General features: G+C 58.4%; 11 protein-coding genes, 1 tRNA gene and 2 rRNA genes (1 of these 14 only partly in view). 7 read left to right on the forward strand and 7 right to left on the reverse strand.

Going from position 1 to position 16313, the window contains the following annotated elements:
* Nucleotides 1–3: 3 nt before the first annotated feature.
* Together IU367_RS21320 and rfaD are read right to left on the reverse strand one after the other, a co-directional pair.
* Entirely contained in the window at nucleotides 4–1767 is a 1764-nt protein-coding gene (locus tag IU367_RS21320; RefSeq protein ID WP_274453040.1) for a bifunctional glycosyltransferase family 4 protein/polysaccharide deacetylase, read from the reverse strand.
* A 119-nt stretch (nucleotides 1768–1886) separates the two neighbouring features.
* Nucleotides 1887–2843 carry an ADP-glyceromanno-heptose 6-epimerase gene (gene rfaD, locus IU367_RS21325; protein ID WP_043142960.1) on the reverse strand — a complete coding sequence of 319 codons (957 nt, stop codon included), beginning with the start codon at nucleotides 2841–2843 and terminating at the stop codon, nucleotides 1887–1889.
* Between the two features lie 146 nt (nucleotides 2844–2989).
* On the opposite strand from rfaD, the gene IU367_RS21330 reads away from it, so the two are divergent.
* The 5 genes from IU367_RS21330 (at nucleotide 2990) to IU367_RS21350 (ending at nucleotide 9051) form a co-directional block, all read left to right on the forward strand.
* Nucleotides 2990–3634: a TetR/AcrR family transcriptional regulator gene (locus IU367_RS21330; RefSeq protein WP_042870427.1), complete on the forward strand. Its 645-nt coding sequence runs from the start codon at nucleotides 2990–2992 to the stop codon at nucleotides 3632–3634.
* A gap of 115 nt (nucleotides 3635–3749) precedes the next feature.
* Nucleotides 3750–4940 carry a glycine C-acetyltransferase gene (locus IU367_RS21335; protein WP_274453042.1) on the forward strand — a complete coding sequence of 397 codons (1191 nt, stop codon included), beginning with the start codon at nucleotides 3750–3752 and terminating at the stop codon, nucleotides 4938–4940.
* A gap of 56 nt (nucleotides 4941–4996) precedes the next feature.
* Nucleotides 4997–6025 carry an L-threonine 3-dehydrogenase gene (tdh, locus tag IU367_RS21340; RefSeq protein ID WP_274453043.1) on the forward strand — a complete coding sequence of 343 codons (1029 nt, stop codon included), beginning with the start codon at nucleotides 4997–4999 and terminating at the stop codon, nucleotides 6023–6025.
* A gap of 200 nt (nucleotides 6026–6225) precedes the next feature.
* A complete protein-coding gene (locus IU367_RS21345; RefSeq protein ID WP_274453044.1) occupies nucleotides 6226–6681 on the forward strand; it encodes a c-type cytochrome in 456 nt (151 codons plus the stop codon).
* Between the two features lie 84 nt (nucleotides 6682–6765).
* The gene (locus IU367_RS21350; protein WP_098981370.1) at nucleotides 6766–9051 is read left to right on the forward strand and encodes a putative bifunctional diguanylate cyclase/phosphodiesterase; all 2286 of its coding nucleotides are present in this window, start codon (nucleotides 6766–6768) and stop codon (nucleotides 9049–9051) included.
* Nucleotides 9052–9059: 8 nt separating this feature from the next.
* Here IU367_RS21350 and rep read toward each other — a convergent pair whose 3' ends face one another.
* Nucleotides 9060–11072, reverse strand: coding sequence for a DNA helicase Rep (gene rep / locus IU367_RS21355; protein WP_098981367.1), 2013 nt, complete (start codon nucleotides 11070–11072; stop codon nucleotides 9060–9062).
* Nucleotides 11073–11238: 166 nt separating this feature from the next.
* Between rep and IU367_RS21360 the strand changes: the two genes are divergently transcribed.
* Nucleotides 11239–12459 carry an aminotransferase class V-fold PLP-dependent enzyme gene (locus tag IU367_RS21360; protein WP_274453045.1) on the forward strand — a complete coding sequence of 407 codons (1221 nt, stop codon included), beginning with the start codon at nucleotides 11239–11241 and terminating at the stop codon, nucleotides 12457–12459.
* Nucleotides 12460–12471: 12 nt separating this feature from the next.
* Nucleotides 12472–12909, forward strand: a complete 438-nt coding sequence (locus IU367_RS21365) for a SufE family protein (protein ID WP_274453046.1) — start codon at nucleotides 12472–12474, stop codon at nucleotides 12907–12909.
* On the opposite strand, the gene tcdA is transcribed toward IU367_RS21365, so the two are convergent.
* The 4 genes from tcdA to IU367_RS21385 all read right to left on the reverse strand — a co-directional run.
* The gene (gene tcdA, locus IU367_RS21370) at nucleotides 12894–13751 is read right to left on the reverse strand and encodes a tRNA cyclic N6-threonylcarbamoyladenosine(37) synthase TcdA (RefSeq protein ID WP_274453047.1); all 858 of its coding nucleotides are present in this window, start codon (nucleotides 13749–13751) and stop codon (nucleotides 12894–12896) included. The two genes, IU367_RS21365 and tcdA, sit on opposite strands and share 16 nt — an antisense overlap.
* Nucleotides 13752–13921: 170 nt before the next feature.
* Nucleotides 13922–13998, reverse strand: a tRNA-Asp gene (locus tag IU367_RS21375).
* A gap of 96 nt (nucleotides 13999–14094) precedes the next feature.
* A 5S ribosomal RNA gene (rrf, locus tag IU367_RS21380) occupies nucleotides 14095–14209 on the reverse strand.
* A 127-nt stretch (nucleotides 14210–14336) separates the two neighbouring features.
* Nucleotides 14337–16313 (reverse strand): 23S ribosomal RNA (locus tag IU367_RS21385) (it continues 913 nt past the right edge of the window).

Below are 16313 nucleotides of genomic sequence, written 5' to 3' on the forward strand. Positions count from 1 at the left end.
CAATCAAGACTTCCTGAAGACATAGTTACCCCGGATTTTGCGCCACAGGCCAAAAACATCGGTACGCGGGAAAATGGCGATGCGGCGGATCCGGAAGGGGTCCTGGTGCATGGCTCTGGGCCCGCTGTTGGTGGCAACAGCAAAACGGTAGCCTGCGGCCTGCGCCTGCACCTTGGCACTCTCATCCATATCCCCATAAGGGTAGGCGAACGACAGCAAAGAGTGACCGAGCAATGCCTCAAGTTGCCGTTTATTTTCTCTTATTTCATGAGCTTGCTGATCGGGTGTAAGTTTGCTAAGCCTGGGATGGGTCAGAGTATGACCGCCGATCTCCACATGGCCGGAGGCCGTCAGCGCCTTGAGCTGCTCGCCATTCATCAGGTCAACCCGGGTGTCCGGGTTGCTCGCATGCTCCACATCCCAGCGGTTATAACCTTCTCCCGTGACCACGTATACCACTGCTTTGTAACCGTATTTTTCCAGCAGTGGCAGCATGCGGGTCAGGTTGTCCTGATAGCCGTCATCGGCGGTAATCATCAGGTACTTCTTGCCGTACTGCAGGCGGTGAATGAAGCCCTTGTCCGCCAGATCGCGGAAGGTCAGAGTTTCATAACCCAACCATTTCATTAAACGAAGATGCTTCTCGAACATGGCAATCGGCATCCAGGTGCCGTGCACCCCCTTCTCGCTGTCATGCTCGATGAAGCGGTGGTACATGATGACAGGCATCTCGCAGCGCAGGGTCTCGACCACGGCATCCTGATAGATGGATTCCAGCCCGGATACTACTTTCTCCAAGCCGTACTCATCCTGAATGCGCAGGCGAATGACCTCAGGCACACTCTTGCTGGCCAATGCGGGTGCTATCTGTGTCTTCAAGGCACTGAAGTCGATCGCCAGATCCTGGGGGCCTATGTCACCAAAGTTGCTAGCCAGCGCCTCGGCCAGATTCTGTTCGGTCACCAGACCAATCGCCTTGGCCTCACCGATGGCAAACGCGGGACGCCCGCACAGCAACGCCTCCATCGCCACCCGGCCTGCACCGATCACCAGATCGCATTGCGCCATCAGCGCAGGCACATCATCCACATAACCGACGAAATCGACCTGCTGCTGGAAGCGGTGGAAACGCCCAGGCAGCTGGCTGCCGCTCACCACCCGAACCTGACAGGCATCCAGATCCAACACCTCGTCCAGCAGGCGATAACAGAGCTCGCCCTTGGGCCCGCTCAGCCGCCCTATGATGGCGATCACCGGCCTGGCGTTGTGCGGGGCCGGCACTGGCTGAAACTTGTCAGTCTCGATGCCGTTGCGCAGCACCTGCACTATGGCCGGATCCACCCCCAGATTGTCGATGATCTGGTGGGCAATATCCTCGCAGACGGCCACGGCCCTGAACCCGAGGGCATGGAAAGCCTTGCGGGAGGCGTGCACCGGCTGACGGCCATGAACCGTGGTGATCATCGGCGTACCGGTCAGCTTGCAGGCCACATAGCTGCTCCAGCCGGAGGCTCGGGAGTGTGCATGCACTAACTGGATGTGATGCTTCTTGATGAGGTAGATGAGATAAAACACATGCCAGAAGCGGCGCAGTATGCTGCGCTTGTTGAAACGCAGCTTGAACACCGCACCCAGAGTGGGCTTGGTCAGCGTGTCTGAAACGTAAAAAACGTTGTGACCACGCCGGGTCAATTCGTTACCGACCGTGGTGGCATAGACCTCAGCTCCCGTCACTTCGAGCTGGGAGAGTGCCATCAATATGTTCATCGCGCGGTTACCCGGTAGAGAAGAGAGGAACGGCAAGCCGTAACAGACGCCAGAAACCGGAAGCTGGCGAGTGCCTGCTTCCGGTTTTGCGCGCAACACTGCCGCCTTGTGCTCACCCGTTAGCGGTTGAGCCAGGCCATGTAGTCGGCCACGCCTTCGGCCACTGTCTTGAACTCGGCGTCATAACCGACACCGCGCAGCCTGGTCATGTCTGCCTGGGTGAAGCTCTGATAGCGACCCTTGAGGTGATCCGGGAAGGGAATGTACTCGATGGCCCCTTTCTGATGATGCTGGATAACGGCTTCGGCCACGTTCTGGAACGGCTCGGCACGACCGGTACCGCAGTTGAAGATGCCGGAGTGCTGCGGGTTCTGCCAGAACCAGAGGTTCACCTTGCAGACGTCATCCACATAGATGAAGTCACGCATCTGGCCACCGTTTGGGAAACCGTCACAGCCTTCGAACAGCTTGGGATTCTCGCCCTTCTTCACCTGAGTATTGAGGTGGAAGGCGACGGAAGCCATGGAGCCCTTGTGCTGCTCGCGTGGACCGTAGACGTTGAAGTACTTCAGACCCACGACCTGGGAGTTTATCTCCGGCATCCAGCGGCGCACGTACTGGTCGAACAGCTGCTTGGAGTAGCCATAGACGTTGAGTGGCTGCTCGAACTTGGGATCTTCGATGAAGTTGTCGTTGCGGCCACCGTAGGTCGCAGCGGAAGAGGCGTAGATGAACGGAATTTCCCGCTCGATGCAGTAGTGGAACAGATCCTTGGAGTACTCGTAGTTGACCTCCATGATGAACTTGCCGTTCCACTCGGTGGTCGCGGAGCAGGCACCTTCGTGGAAGATAACCTCGATGCCGTCGTCCCACTCTTCAAACTCGTCACCGGAGACGATCCGCGCCTGGAACTCGTCCTTATCCATGTAATCGGCAATGGTCAGATCGACCAGGTTGACGAACTTGGTGCCGTCGGTCAGGTCATCGATGACCACGATATCGGTCCGTCCTTGAGCGTTCAGCTGCTTGACCAGATTGCTGCCGATAAAGCCAGCACCGCCAGTTACTACGATCATGGAGTTTGCCTCGCGTACGTTGATGGTCACGTGTGACTGCTTGTTAAAGCTGTGTATAGTGAGCCAATTTGAAATTGCCGAAAAGTTTATCACGGGCTGCAAGGGGATTCGACCTTGATGCAACGGGCCCGCCAGAGGGAACAGTGATGAAAACCAGAGACAGGATCATTCACAGCGCCACAGAGCTGTTCAACGATCAGGGTGAGCGCAACATCACCACCAACCACATTGCCGCCCATCTTGGCATCAGCCCTGGCAACCTTTATTACCACTTCAGGAATAAAGAAGACATCATCCACTCGATTTTTGATCAATACGCCCGCCACCTGAGCGAGAGCTTCACCCCGGCGCGCAGCAACGAGATCAAGCTGGAAAACCTGATGGGCTACCTGGATGCCATCTTCTATCTGATGTGGCAGTTCCGTTTCTTCTACGCAAATCTACCGGACATCCTGAGTCGCGATGAGCCGCTGCAGCAGAAATACCTCAAGGCCCAGGAGCAGTTGCGCTCCTCCGTGGTTGCCCTGCTCAGGAGCCTGCGTGAGGGGGGCATCATTGACGTCAACGACGAAGACCTGCCCGACCTTGGCCAGACCATCAAGATGGTGGTGACCTGCTGGATCCCGTTCCAGATTGCCCAGGCGCCCAATACCCGCATCACCAAGCCGCTGCTCTATCAGGGGGTATTGCGGGTGCTGTTCCTGCTGCGCCCCTATGTACAGCCCCAGGTGGCCGGGCAGATCCGCCAGCTGGAGCAGCATTACCGCCAACTGGCCCAACCAGCAGGGTGAGATCTGTTTCACAATTGTTGAATATCAGCACAATAATTTGAATTCACCGCAACAGATTGCAGTAAAATACTGCCCATTGTTGATAATCAGCTGAAATAGCCAATGAGGATCGAGGATGTCTAACGGATTCTATCGTCACCTGACCGAGCAACTTAGCCAGGTGCAGGCGGAAGGATTGTACAAGCAGGAGCGCATCATCACCTCGGCCCAGCAGGCCCAGATTGCGGTGGGTGGCGAGCAGGTACTGAACTTCTGTGCCAACAACTATCTGGGGCTGGCCAACCACCCGGACCTTATCGAAGCGGCCCATCAGGGGCTGGATAGCCACGGTTTCGGCATGGCCTCGGTGCGCTTCATCTGCGGCACTCAGGACAATCACAAGGTGCTGGAACAGAAGCTGTCCACCTTCCTCGGCACCGAGGACACCATCCTTTACTCCTCCTGCTTCGATGCCAACGGCGGCCTGTTCGAGACCCTGTTCGGCACAGAAGACGCCATCATCTCCGATGCCCTCAACCACGCCTCCATCATAGACGGTGTGCGGCTGTGCAAGGCAAAACGCTATCGCTACGCCAACAACGACATGGCCGAGCTGGAAGCCCAGCTCAAGCAGGCTGACGCCGACGGCGCCCGCTTCAAGCTGATCGCCACCGATGGGGTCTTCTCCATGGATGGCGTCATCGCCGACCTCACATCCATCTGCGATCTAGCCGACAAATACGATGCCCTGGTGATGGTGGACGACTCCCACGCCGTCGGCTTCATCGGCGAGAACGGCCGCGGCACCCACGAATACTGCGGCGTGCTGGACAGGGTCGACATCATCACAGGCACCCTGGGCAAGGCGCTCGGCGGCGCCTCCGGCGGCTACACCTCCGGCAAGAAAGAGGCGATCGACTGGCTGCGTCAGCGCTCCCGCCCCTATCTCTTCTCCAACTCGCTGGCGCCGTCCATCGTCTCGGCCACCATCAAGGTGATCGACATGCTGGCGGAGGGCCACGCGCTGCGCGCTCGCCTCAAAGAGAACAGCCAGTATTTCCGCGAGCGGATGAGCGCCGCCGGCTTCACCCTGGCAGGTGCCGATCACGCCATCATCCCTGTGATGCTGGGGGATGCCAAGCTGGCCTCCGAGATGGCGAGCCGCATGCTGGCTGCCGGCATCTATGTGGTGGGCTTCTCCTTCCCGGTCGTGCCCAAGGGCCAGGCCCGCATCCGCACCCAGATGTCTGCCGCCCACACCCGCGAGCAGCTGGACAAGGCCATTGATGCCTTCATCCGCATCGGCCGTGAACTCGGCGTTATCTGATTTGAATCAAGGGGCCGAACGCCCCTTTTTTCTGCATTCATCGTGAAGGAACAACCATGAAAGCACTCTCCAAACTGCACAAAAAAGTCGGCATCTGGATGACGGACGTACCGGCCCCCGAGCTCGGCCACAACGACCTGCTGATCAAGATCCGCAAGACCGCCATCTGTGGCACCGACATCCACATCTACAACTGGGACGACTGGTCCCAGAAAACCATCCCGGTGCCCATGGTGGTCGGCCATGAATACGTCGGGGAAGTGGTCGCCATCGGCCAGGAAGTGCGCGGCTTCGCCGTGGGGGATCGCGTCTCTGGTGAAGGCCATATCACCTGCGGCCACTGCCGCAACTGCCGCGCCGGCCGCACCCATCTGTGCCGCAACACCATAGGCGTGGGCGTCAACCGCCCGGGCGCCTTCGCCGAGTATCTGGTGATCCCGGCCTTCAACGCCTTCAAGCTGCCGGACAACATCCCCGATGAACTGGCCGCCATCTTCGATCCGTTCGGCAACGCGGTGCACACAGCCCTCTCCTTCGACCTGGTCGGTGAAGACGTACTGATCACGGGCGCAGGCCCCATCGGCATCATGGCTGCCGCCGTCTGCCGCCACGTGGGCGCCCGCCATGTAGTGATCACGGACGTCAACGAATACCGGCTGGAGCTGGCCCGCAAGATGGGCGCCACCCGCGCAGTCAACGTGGCCAAGGAGAAACTCTCCGACGTGATGAGCGAGCTGGGCATGACCGAAGGGTTCGATGTGGGGCTGGAGATGTCCGGTGTGCCCAGCGCCTTCCAGGACATGATCGACAAGATGAACCACGGCGGCAAGATCGCCATGCTCGGCATCCCGCCCGCCACCATGGCCATCGACTGGGGTAAGGTGATCTTCAAGGGTCTGTTTATCAAAGGGATCTACGGTCGCGAGATGTTCGAGACCTGGTACAAGATGGCCAGCCTGATCCAGTCAGGACTGGACCTCTCCCCCATCATCACCCACCGTTTTGATATAGATGACTTCCAGCAGGGCTTCGATGCCATGCGCTCCGGCCAGTCCGGCAAGGTGATCCTCAGCTGGGATAAATAAGCCTCCCGGCGGCTCAATCCCATGAAACCCGGTGAAGACCGGGTTTCTTTTTCTGCGCCTCTCCTCGCCAGTTTGTGATCTGACGAAGAAACTTTGCACGCAGAGTGCTTAACACTTCACACACAAGCGTTTAAATGGCTGTAACTATTCGGTTATAATCCAGTCGTTTTCTAGGGATAATAAAAGCCTGCTGGGAGTACATGAGCGTGTTGAAAAAACTGAGCTATTTGCTGGTTGTCGGGATGACGGCTGCCAGTCTGTCCGGCGTGGTGCTTGCTGCCGATGATATGTCACCGGAAGCGATTGCCGAACGGATCAAGCCTGTCGGTCAAGTCTATACCGCCAAGGATCTGGAAGGAATTGCGACCGCAGGCGCAGCTCCTGCAACGGCGGCCCCCTCAGGCCCACGCGATGGCGAGGCCGTGTTCAAGGGCGCTTGCTTCGCCTGCCATGACATGGGGATTGCCGGTGCACCGAAACGCGGTAACAAGGCAGCGTGGGAGCCACGTATTGCCCAAGGCATTGATACATTGAAGAAACATGCCATCGAAGGCTTCGCTGGCAAGACCGGCGTCATGCCGCCACGGGGGACTTGCGCCACCTGTAGCGATGAAGAGATCGAAAACGCAATTCACTATATGATCGACAAGCTCTAAGTGATTGAAAGGGCCGCAATTGCGGCCCTTTCAATCTGTTCACTTCCGACTACTCTTTGTAGGGTAGGCAAACCGGGAGTTTCTATGTCAGCGCAACCCATAGCACCACAGTATTCGACTCCCTTGCTGGCGTTGGTGTCCGCTATTATGGATTTCCCTGCCCCCTCCTCTGCCACGCCCAAAGATTACGACACCCTGATCCAGCAATTGGACCAGCTCTGCCCGCTGCAACATTTCGGCATGCTGGGCTTGTCAGAGGCTGGGCTGCACTGGGTATGCGAACATCAGATTTCCGACAGTTTCAAGCTGCAGCTGGGGCTGGAGGAATCACGACTCACAGAACAGCTGACCCAGCTTGATGAAGCCCAGGGCTGGTGCGTGTTTCCCATCGAGCATGGCCAGGTGCAGTGGTTGCTGGCCTGCAGCCAGCCCAAGGAGTTGCCCACCCTGCGCCTGCTGCTGGAGTGCCTCGCCAAGCGATTGAATGAAACCCAGGCCGGCTCGCAACTCTCGGAACTGGCTTCTCCGCTCATCCGCAAGGATCCGGATTGGCAGAAAAAAATCGAGAGCATCAATCGCATCATTCGCCTGGCCAATACCCTGCCCAGCCAGGCCCTGTTCTCCCAGCTGGAAGCCGTGCTGCGCCAGATGCTGAGCATCCAGGACATGCTGCTGGTGCGCATCGACAGCCACCAGTTGGAAAAGATCTATCCCGAGCTGCCGCTGCACGGCGATGAGTTCATCGCAGGCATGTGTCACAGCACCAACAACATGGAGCAGCACAGGGAGCAGCTGTTCTGGTACAGCCAGCCTCTGCGGCTGCAGCAGCAATATTTCGCCCATTTCATCATCAGCACCCCGCAGCCACTGGAGACGGACGATCGGCTGTTCCTCGACTTCCTGCGCAGCCAGCTGACTCTGTTACTGGAGCTGAGACGGATCCGGCAACAGCTGCACGATATCAATTCGGAAGACTCCATCAATCAACGCCTGCAACAGCTGCGGCAGACCAACCTGAGATTGCAGAAGCAGCTCAAGCAGCATCAGGAGCTGGAGCGCAGGTTGCAGTTCGATGCCCTGCACGATCCGCTGACCCAGTTGCCGAACCGGGCCCTGCTGATGAACCACCTCAACCATGCCATGACCCACTTCCACCGTTACAAATCCCCCGGGTTCTCGCTGATCTTCATCGATGTGGATCATTTCAAGCAGGTCAATGACACCCTGGGTCATGGCGCCGGCGATCAACTGCTAAAGGAGATGAGCCGCCGTCTGCAAACCTGCATCCGGCAGAACGACATGGTGGCCAGGCTGGGAGGAGACGAGTTCGTCATCTATCTGGACAACAGCAAGAATGAGGATGACATCAGCCCTGTGCTCAATCGCATCATCAGCCGCCTCTCCTATCCCTTCCGGCTGCAAGGCAACGAGCTGAGCATCACGGTCAGCCTGGGGGTGGCCAGCGTATCGGAGCAGACCACCGACATCAGCCAGCTGCTGCATCAAGCCGATCTGGCCATGTACCAAGCCAAGCGCAACGGGCGCAGCCGTATCGTCAGCTATTCGGAAGAGTGTTCTGCCCAGACCTGGGCCTCACCGGAAGAGATGCTGGCCAGGGCCCTGCGGGAGGGCCGCATACTGCCCTATTTCCAGCCGGTGATCCGGCTCAAGGACAGCCGCCTGACCGGACTGGAGGTGATGGCGCGCTGGATCACCGAAGAGGGGGTGCTCAAGGATGCTTTCGACTTCATCCCACTGGCGGAGCAGTGCGGCCTCATTCAGGAGCTGGATTACCAGATCCTGCGCCACACCTGCCAACAGTTGAAAGAGTGGTTGCCCATCTCGGGCCAGAGCAAGTTCAAGGTCGCCATCAACCTCTCCGGCAAGCATCTGGTCAATCACGAGCAGATCATGCGGCTGATGGACATCATAGAAACCGAGGGGATAGCGCCTGGCTATCTCATCTTTGAATTCAACGAGCGGGAGCTGTCGCGGCAGGATTCCGACGCCCTCACCTCCCTGCACGAACTGAGGGCCAAGGGCATTCAGATCAGTCTGGATGATTTTGGCACCGGCTTCTCCTCCCTCAACGCCCTGTTCCATTTCCCGGTGGATTACATCAAGGTGGATGACAGCTTCACCCATCGCATGCTGCAATCCCCCAAGGATTTGGCGCTGATCCGCGCCATGCGGGATATCTGCCAGGATCTGGACTTCACCCTGGTAGTCGAAGGCATCGAGAACCAGCAGCAGTTGCAGAAGCTGATCGACATGGGTTGCCTGATGGGGCAAGGGCGCTACATCTCCCCCCCCATGCCGGGAGCCGATATCACACCCCTGCTCACCCAGACCAAGAGTGAGCGCGGCTAGCCGCCGACTCAATCCTTCTTGAACAGCGCCCTCAGGTTGGCAACCCCGACTTGCCCCTTCTGCTGGCGCTCCTCGGCCGTCACCTTCTTCTGGTTCTCCCACTCCAGATCGTCCTGAGGCAGTTCCAGCAGGAAGCGGCTCGGCTCGGGCCGCACCGACTCGCCATACTGGCGCCGCTCCTTGCAGAGGGTGAAGGTCAGCTCGGTCTGGGCGCGGGTGATACCCACGTAGGCGAGACGTCGCTCCTCCTCCACATTGTCTTCATCTATGCTGGTCTGGTGGGGCAACAGGCCCTCTTCCATCCCCACCATGAAGACGTAGGGGAACTCCAGCCCCTTGGAGGCGTGCAGCGTCATCAGCTGCACCTGATCCGCATCATCCTCCCCCTCGTTGCGCTCCATCATGTCACGCAGGGTAAGGCGGGTGACCACCTGGGCGAGCGTCATCGACTCCTCCAGCTCATCCCCTTCCAGCATCTCGGTGATCCAGCGATAGAGGGTGGAGACGTTCTGCATCCGCATCTCGGCCGCCTTCGGGCTGGGGGACGTCTCGTAGAGCCACTCCTCATAGTGGATCTCCTTAATCATGTCCCGCACCGCCTCCACCGGGTTGCCGCGCAGGGCCTGATCGCCGAGTCGCACCAGCCAGTTGGTGAAGGCCTGCAGGGCCACCAGACCACGGCCGGAGAGCGATTGCTCCAGCCCCAGCTCGAAGCTGGCGGCAAACAGGCTCTTGCCGCGCTGGTTGGCATACTGGCCAAGTTTCTCGAGGGTGGTGGGACCTATCTCCCGCCGCGGCAGGTTGACCACCCGCAGGAAGGCGGTGTCCTCGTCCGGATTCACCAGCAGCTTGAGGTAAGCCATGATGTCCTTGATCTCGGTACGGGAGAAAAACGAGGTGCCACCCGAGATGCGATAAGGGATGCGGTTGGTCATCAGCGCCTTCTCGAAGATGCGCGACTGATGGTTGCCCCGGTAGAGGATGGCGTAATCCTTGAAGCGGGTGCGGTTCATGAACTTGTGCCCCATCAGCTCGGCGGCGATCCGCTCCGCCTCGTGCTCCTCGTTCTTGGCAAACAACACCTTAACCGGCACCCCGTAATCGAGCTCGGAGAAGAGCGCCTTGTCGAACACGTGAGGATTGTTGGCGATCAGTATGTTGGCGCATTTCAGAATGCGTCCCTTGGAGCGGTAGTTCTGCTCCAGCTTGATGAGCTTGAGGCTCGGAAAGTCTTCGTTGAGCAGCACCAGATTCTGCGGCTTGGCGCCACGCCAGGAGTAGATGGACTGGTCATCGTCCCCAACCACGGTAAAGCGGGCCCGCTCGCCGACTATCTGCTTCACCAGCTCGTACTGGCTGGTGTTGGTGTCCTGATACTCATCGACCAACAGGTAGCGGATCTTGTTCTGCCAGCGGGTGCGGACCTCGTCATTGCTCTTGAGCAGCAGGGTCGGCATCACGATAAGGTCATCGAAGTCGAGCGCGTTGTAGGCCACCATCTGGCGGTGATAGCGCTCGTAGAGCTGGGCCATCAGCACCTCTTCCGGCCCTTGGGCGATACGCATGGCCCGCGCCGGCAGTATGAGGTCGTTCTTCCAGTTGGAGATCTGGCTGATCAGGGCCGACAGCTTGTCCTTGTCGTTATCCAGCTCAGCCTCGGTCAGCTCCTTGAGCAGCGCCAGCTGGTCGGTGTCGTCGAACAGGGAGAAGTTAGCCTTGAGATTCAGACTCTTGTGCTCGCGGCGTATGATGTCGAGACCCAGGGTGTGGAAGGTGGAGACCATGAGTCCCCGCGCCTCCTTGCGACCCAGAGTCTGACCGACCCGCTCCTTCATCTCCCGCGCCGCCTTGTTGGTGAAGGTGACGGCAGCTATGTTGCGGGCGTTATAGCCACACTGCTGCACCAGGTAGGCGATCTTGTTGGTGATGACGCGCGTCTTGCCCGATCCGGCTCCCGCCAGCACCAGGCAAGGGCCGGAGACAAACTTGACCGCTTCGTTCTGATTGGGGTTGAGCTTCATGGGCCGGATCTCTTGGCTTATGATGAGGGGCGGCATTGTAACAGAAATCAGCGGGCGAGCCGCATCGCTGCGCCACACACCATCAGTCGGCAAGCATCGTGCGCCTTGTGTTCGAGCGCCATTTTCAGGATCATGGCCGACTTTTCCAGATGATGACGAGGGGAGCATGAATCAGCAACAGCACGCGAGGCTGCGCGGCCAGTTTCCGGCCTTGGCGCAGCAGGTCAACGGCCACCCTCTGGTCTATCTGGACAATGCCGCCACCACCCAGAAACCCCAGGCGGTGCTGGATGCGATCAATCACTACTACAGTGCCGACAATGCCAACGTGCACCGCGCCGCCCATGCCCTGAGCAGCCGCGCCACCCGGGCCTTCGAGACCGCCCGCGAGACGGTCGCTCGCTTTATCAAGGCGCCTCACAGCAGAGAAGTGATCTGGACCCGTGGTACCACGGAAGCGATCAACCTGGTCGCCCAGAGCTGGGGCCTGAGCGAGCTCAAGGCGGGGGACGAAATCGTACTCAGCACCCTGGAGCACCACGCCAACATAGTGCCCTGGCAGTTGATTGCCGAGCGCACCGGTGCCATTATTCGGGTCATCCCCCTCGATGAGCGGGGCGATCTCGATATGGCCGCCTATCTAGCCATGCTGGGACCGAGCACCCGGTTGGTGAGCGTGGCACATGTCTCCAATGCGCTCGGTACCGTCAATCCGGTCGCGCAGATAGTAGCCGCGGCCAAGGCGGTTGGCGCCCTGACCCTGATCGATGGCGCCCAGGCGGTAGCTCACTTGGAAGTGGATGTGCAGGCCATAGGGTGCGACTTCTATGCCTTCTCCGGGCACAAACTCTATGGCCCGACCGGGATCGGTGTGCTGTGGGGCAAAACCGAACTGCTGGCACGCATGCCACCCTGGCAGGCGGGCGGCGAGATGATCGACAGGGTCAGTTTCAGCGGCACCACCTTCAACGCCCTGCCGTTCAAGTTCGAGGCCGGCACCCCGCACATCGCCGGTGCCATAGGCCTGGCTGCCGCCATCGACTTCATCACAACGCTGGACAGAGCTGCCCTGGTGCGCCATGAGCAGGCTCTCACCGACTATCTGGTGGCGGGTCTGCGGCAGGTGCCGGGCCTGCGTCTGATCGGCGAACCCGGCCAGCGCGCCGGCGCCGTCTCCTTTCTGCTGCAGGATATCCACTCGCAGGATGCAGCCACCCTGCTCGACATGCAGGGAATCGCGCTGCGGGTCGGCCATCACTGCGCCATGCCGCTGATGGAGAGCCTGGGTATCGGCGGTACCATGCGGGCCTCGCTGGCCTGTTACAACAATCACGACGACGTGGATGCCTTGCTGGCAGCCCTGACCAGACTGGAAGATTTCTTTTAAGCCATGACCGACATGAAAAGCCTCGAGCACTACACCCCTATAGGCCTGGAACCCGACGCTGAAGCAATTCGCCGACAATTCGCCGCCGCCCACGGCTGGGAGAACCAGTACCGGCTCATCATCCAGCTCGGCAAGCTACTGCCTGCGCTGCCGCCCGAATGGCAGCAGGAGGAGTTTCGCCTTAAGGGGTGTGAGAGCCTGGCCTGGCTAAAAGGAGAGAGTACCGAGGATGGATGCTGGCACTTTGCCTGCGATTCCGATGCCCGCATAGTACGCGGCCTTATCGTTATTGTGCTGGCGGCGCTCAACCACCAATCCGCAGAAGTGATTCAGGCCTTTGATATGGAGGCCTATTTCACCGAACTGGGGCTGGAAAAACACCTGAGCCCGTCACGGGGTAACGGGCTCAGGGCGATAGTACTGGCGATCCGGGATCAGGCGTCGGTCTGATCTCCGGCCACCCGCGATATCTCTTCTGCCTTCGCGGCTGCCTCAAGGCGCTCCACTTTGGCCCCCCGCTCGGCAATCTTCTTCAGCACCCGGGAAGCGGCGACCAGTCCAAAGGTCGCCGTCACCGGCGTCACGGCCCCGAAGCCGGAGGCACAATCCATCTTCATGTTGCCGTCGCTGGCCGCCTTGGCCTGGCAGGTGCCACCATTGCCGTCGGGATAACTCAACTGCTCGGTTGAGAAGACACACTCCACCCCGAACTTGCGAGCAGGGTTTTTGCTGAAGTTGTGCAGCCGGCGCAGATCCGAGCGCACCTTTGCCGCCAGTGGATCCTGAATGGTCTTGGCCAGATCGGCCACTGTGATCTGGGTGGGGTCCATCTGCCCGCCGGCACCGCCAGCCACTATCACAGGGATCTTGTTGCGCTTGCAGAAGGCTATCAGCGCCACCTTGGCCTTGACCGAATCGATGGCGTCCACCACATAGTCAAACTCCCGCTTGATATGCTCGGCCAGGTTGTCAGGAGTGACGAAATCATCCACCTCGACCACTTCACAATCCGGATTGATGGCACGAATGCGCTCTGCCATCACTTCGGTCTTGAGGCGGCCGACCGTACCCTGCATGGCGTGGATCTGGCGATTGGTGTTGGTGATGCAGATATCATCCATGTCGATCAGGGTGATCTGATTGATGCCGGCGCGGGCCAACGCCTCGGCCGCCCAGGAGCCGACCCCGCCTATTCCCACCACGCAGACCCTGGCCTGACTGAAGGAGCCAAGTGCACTCTGACCATAAAGACGGGCAATGCCCCCGAATCGCTGTAGATATTCTGCTTTCATACCACCACCTTGCTTGAGGGCGGCCATTATAGCGGCAACAAGGACCCGCGACATCATCGGATGAGGTGGTATGGATACTGGAAGAGGGGAAGGACTGGCAGCGAATGCTGAATTCTTGGATATCTAAAATGAAAAAAGCCCTGAACTTGCGTTCAGGGCTTTTCAAATATTGGCGGAGCGGACGGGACTCGAACCCGCGACCCCCGGCGTGACAGGCCGGTATTCTAACCGACTGAACTACCGCTCCGCTGTCTGGTTAGCTTTTTGCTAAATTGTCTGCCGCTTCATTGAGGTGTCATCCTCGCAGCCGGCTATGTGTTTTCACATCACCGTTTAATTGGGTGCCTGGCAGTGTCCTACTCTCGCATGGCGAATGCCACACTACCATCGGCGCTACCGCGTTTCACTTCTGAGTTCGGCATGGGATCAGGTGGTTCCACGGCGCTATGGCCGCCAGGCAAATAACTTCAATCTCGGAAAGCTGACGTGAGTAACGACTGATTGGCTATTGCCTGGTCGTTATCACTGAATTAGGTAAGTAGTCTCGCACTTGCTACAAGTCTCAGAACACTTCTTGGGTGTTGTATGGTTAAGCCTCACGGGTAATTAGTATGGGTTAGCTCAACACGTCGCCGCGCTTACACACCCCACCTATCAACGTTGTGGTCTCCAACGGCCCTTTAGGACCCTCAAGGGGTCAGGGATGACTCATCTCAGGGCTCGCTTCCCGCTTAGATGCTTTCAGCGGTTATCGATTCCGAACTTAGCTACCGGGCAGTGCCACTGGCGTGACAACCCGAACACCAGAGGTTCGTTCACTCCGGTCCTCTCGTACTAGGAGCAACTCCCTTCAATCATCCAACGCCCACGGCAGATAGGGACCGAACTGTCTCACGACGTTCTGAACCCAGCTCGCGTACCACTTTAAATGGCGAACAGCCATACCCTTGGGACCGACTTCAGCCCCAGGATGTGATGAGCCGACATCGAGGTGCCAAACACCGCCGTCGATATGAACTCTTGGGCGGTATCAGCCTGTTATCCCCGGAGTACCTTTTATCCGTTGAGCGATGGCCCTTCCATTCAGAACCACCGGATCACTATGACCTACTTTCGTACCTGCTCGACCTGTCCGTCTCGCAGTTAAGCTGGCTTATGCCATTGCACTAACCTCCTGATGTCCGACCAGGATTAGCCAACCTTCGTGCTCCTCCGTTACTCTTTGGGAGGAGACCGCCCCAGTCAAACTACCCACCAGGCACTGTCCGCGATCCCGATTCAGGGACCTGCGTTAGAACATCAAACATACAAGGGTGGTATTTCAAGGACGGCTCCAGCGCAACTGGCGTCACGCCTTCAAAGCCTCCCACCTATCCTACACATGTAGGTTCAATGTTCAGTGCCAAGCTGTAGTAAAGGTTCACGGGGTCTTTCCGTCTAGCCGCGGGTACACCGCATCTTCACGGCGAATTCGATTTCACTGAGTCTCGGGTGGAGACAGCATGGCCATGGTTACACCATTCGTGCAGGTCGGAACTTACCCGACAAGGAATTTCGCTACCTTAGGACCGTTATAGTTACGGCCGCCGTTTACCGGGGCTTCGATCAAGAGCTTCGCTTGCGCTAACCCCATCAATTAACCTTCCGGCACCGGGCAGGTGTCACACCCTATACGTCCACTTTCGTGTTTGCAGAGTGCTGTGTTTTTGATAAACAGTCCCAGCCATCTGGTCACTGCGACTCCCAACTGCTCCATCCGCAAGGGACTTCACTGTCAAGAGCGAACCTTCTCCCGAAGTTACGGTTCTATTTTGCCTAGTTCCTTCACCCGAGTTCTCTCAAGCGCCTTGGTATTCTCTACCCGACCACCTGTGTCGGTTTGGGGTACGATGACTTGTAATCTGAAGCTTAGAGGCTTTTCCTGGAAGCAGGGCATCAATGGCTTCACCACCGTAGTGGCTTCGTCTCGTGTCTCAGTGTTGTGTCTCCGGATTTGCCTAGAAACACCACCTACGCACTTTCACCAGGACAACCGTCGCCTGGCCCACCTAGCCTTCTCCGTCCCCCCATCGCAATTACAAGTCGTGCAGGAATATTAACCTGCTTCCCATCGATTACGCCTTTCGGCCTCACCTTAGGGGTCGACTCACCCTGCCCCGATTAACGTTGGACAGGAACCCTTGGTCTTCCGGCGAGGAGGCTTTTCACCCCCTTTATCGTTACTTACGTCAGCATTCGCACTTCTGATATCTCCAGCATACCTCTCGATACACCTTCGCAGACTTACAGAACGCTCCCCTACCACTCACACATAAGTGTGAATCCGCGGCTTCGGTGCCTGGTTTGAGCCCCGTTACATCTTCCGCGCAGGCCGACTCGACTAGTGAGCTATTACGCTTTCTTTAAATGATGGCTGCTTCTAAGCCAACATCCTAGCTGTCTGAGCCTTCCCACATCGTTTCCCACTTAACCAGAACTTTGGGACCTTAGCCGGCGGTCTGGGTTGTTTCCCTCTTCACGACGGACGTTAGCACCCGCCGTGTGTCTCCCGGATATTACTTA

The organism is Aeromonas bestiarum (genome assembly GCF_028751155.1).
Lineage (GTDB): Bacteria > Pseudomonadota > Gammaproteobacteria > Enterobacterales > Aeromonadaceae > Aeromonas > Aeromonas bestiarum.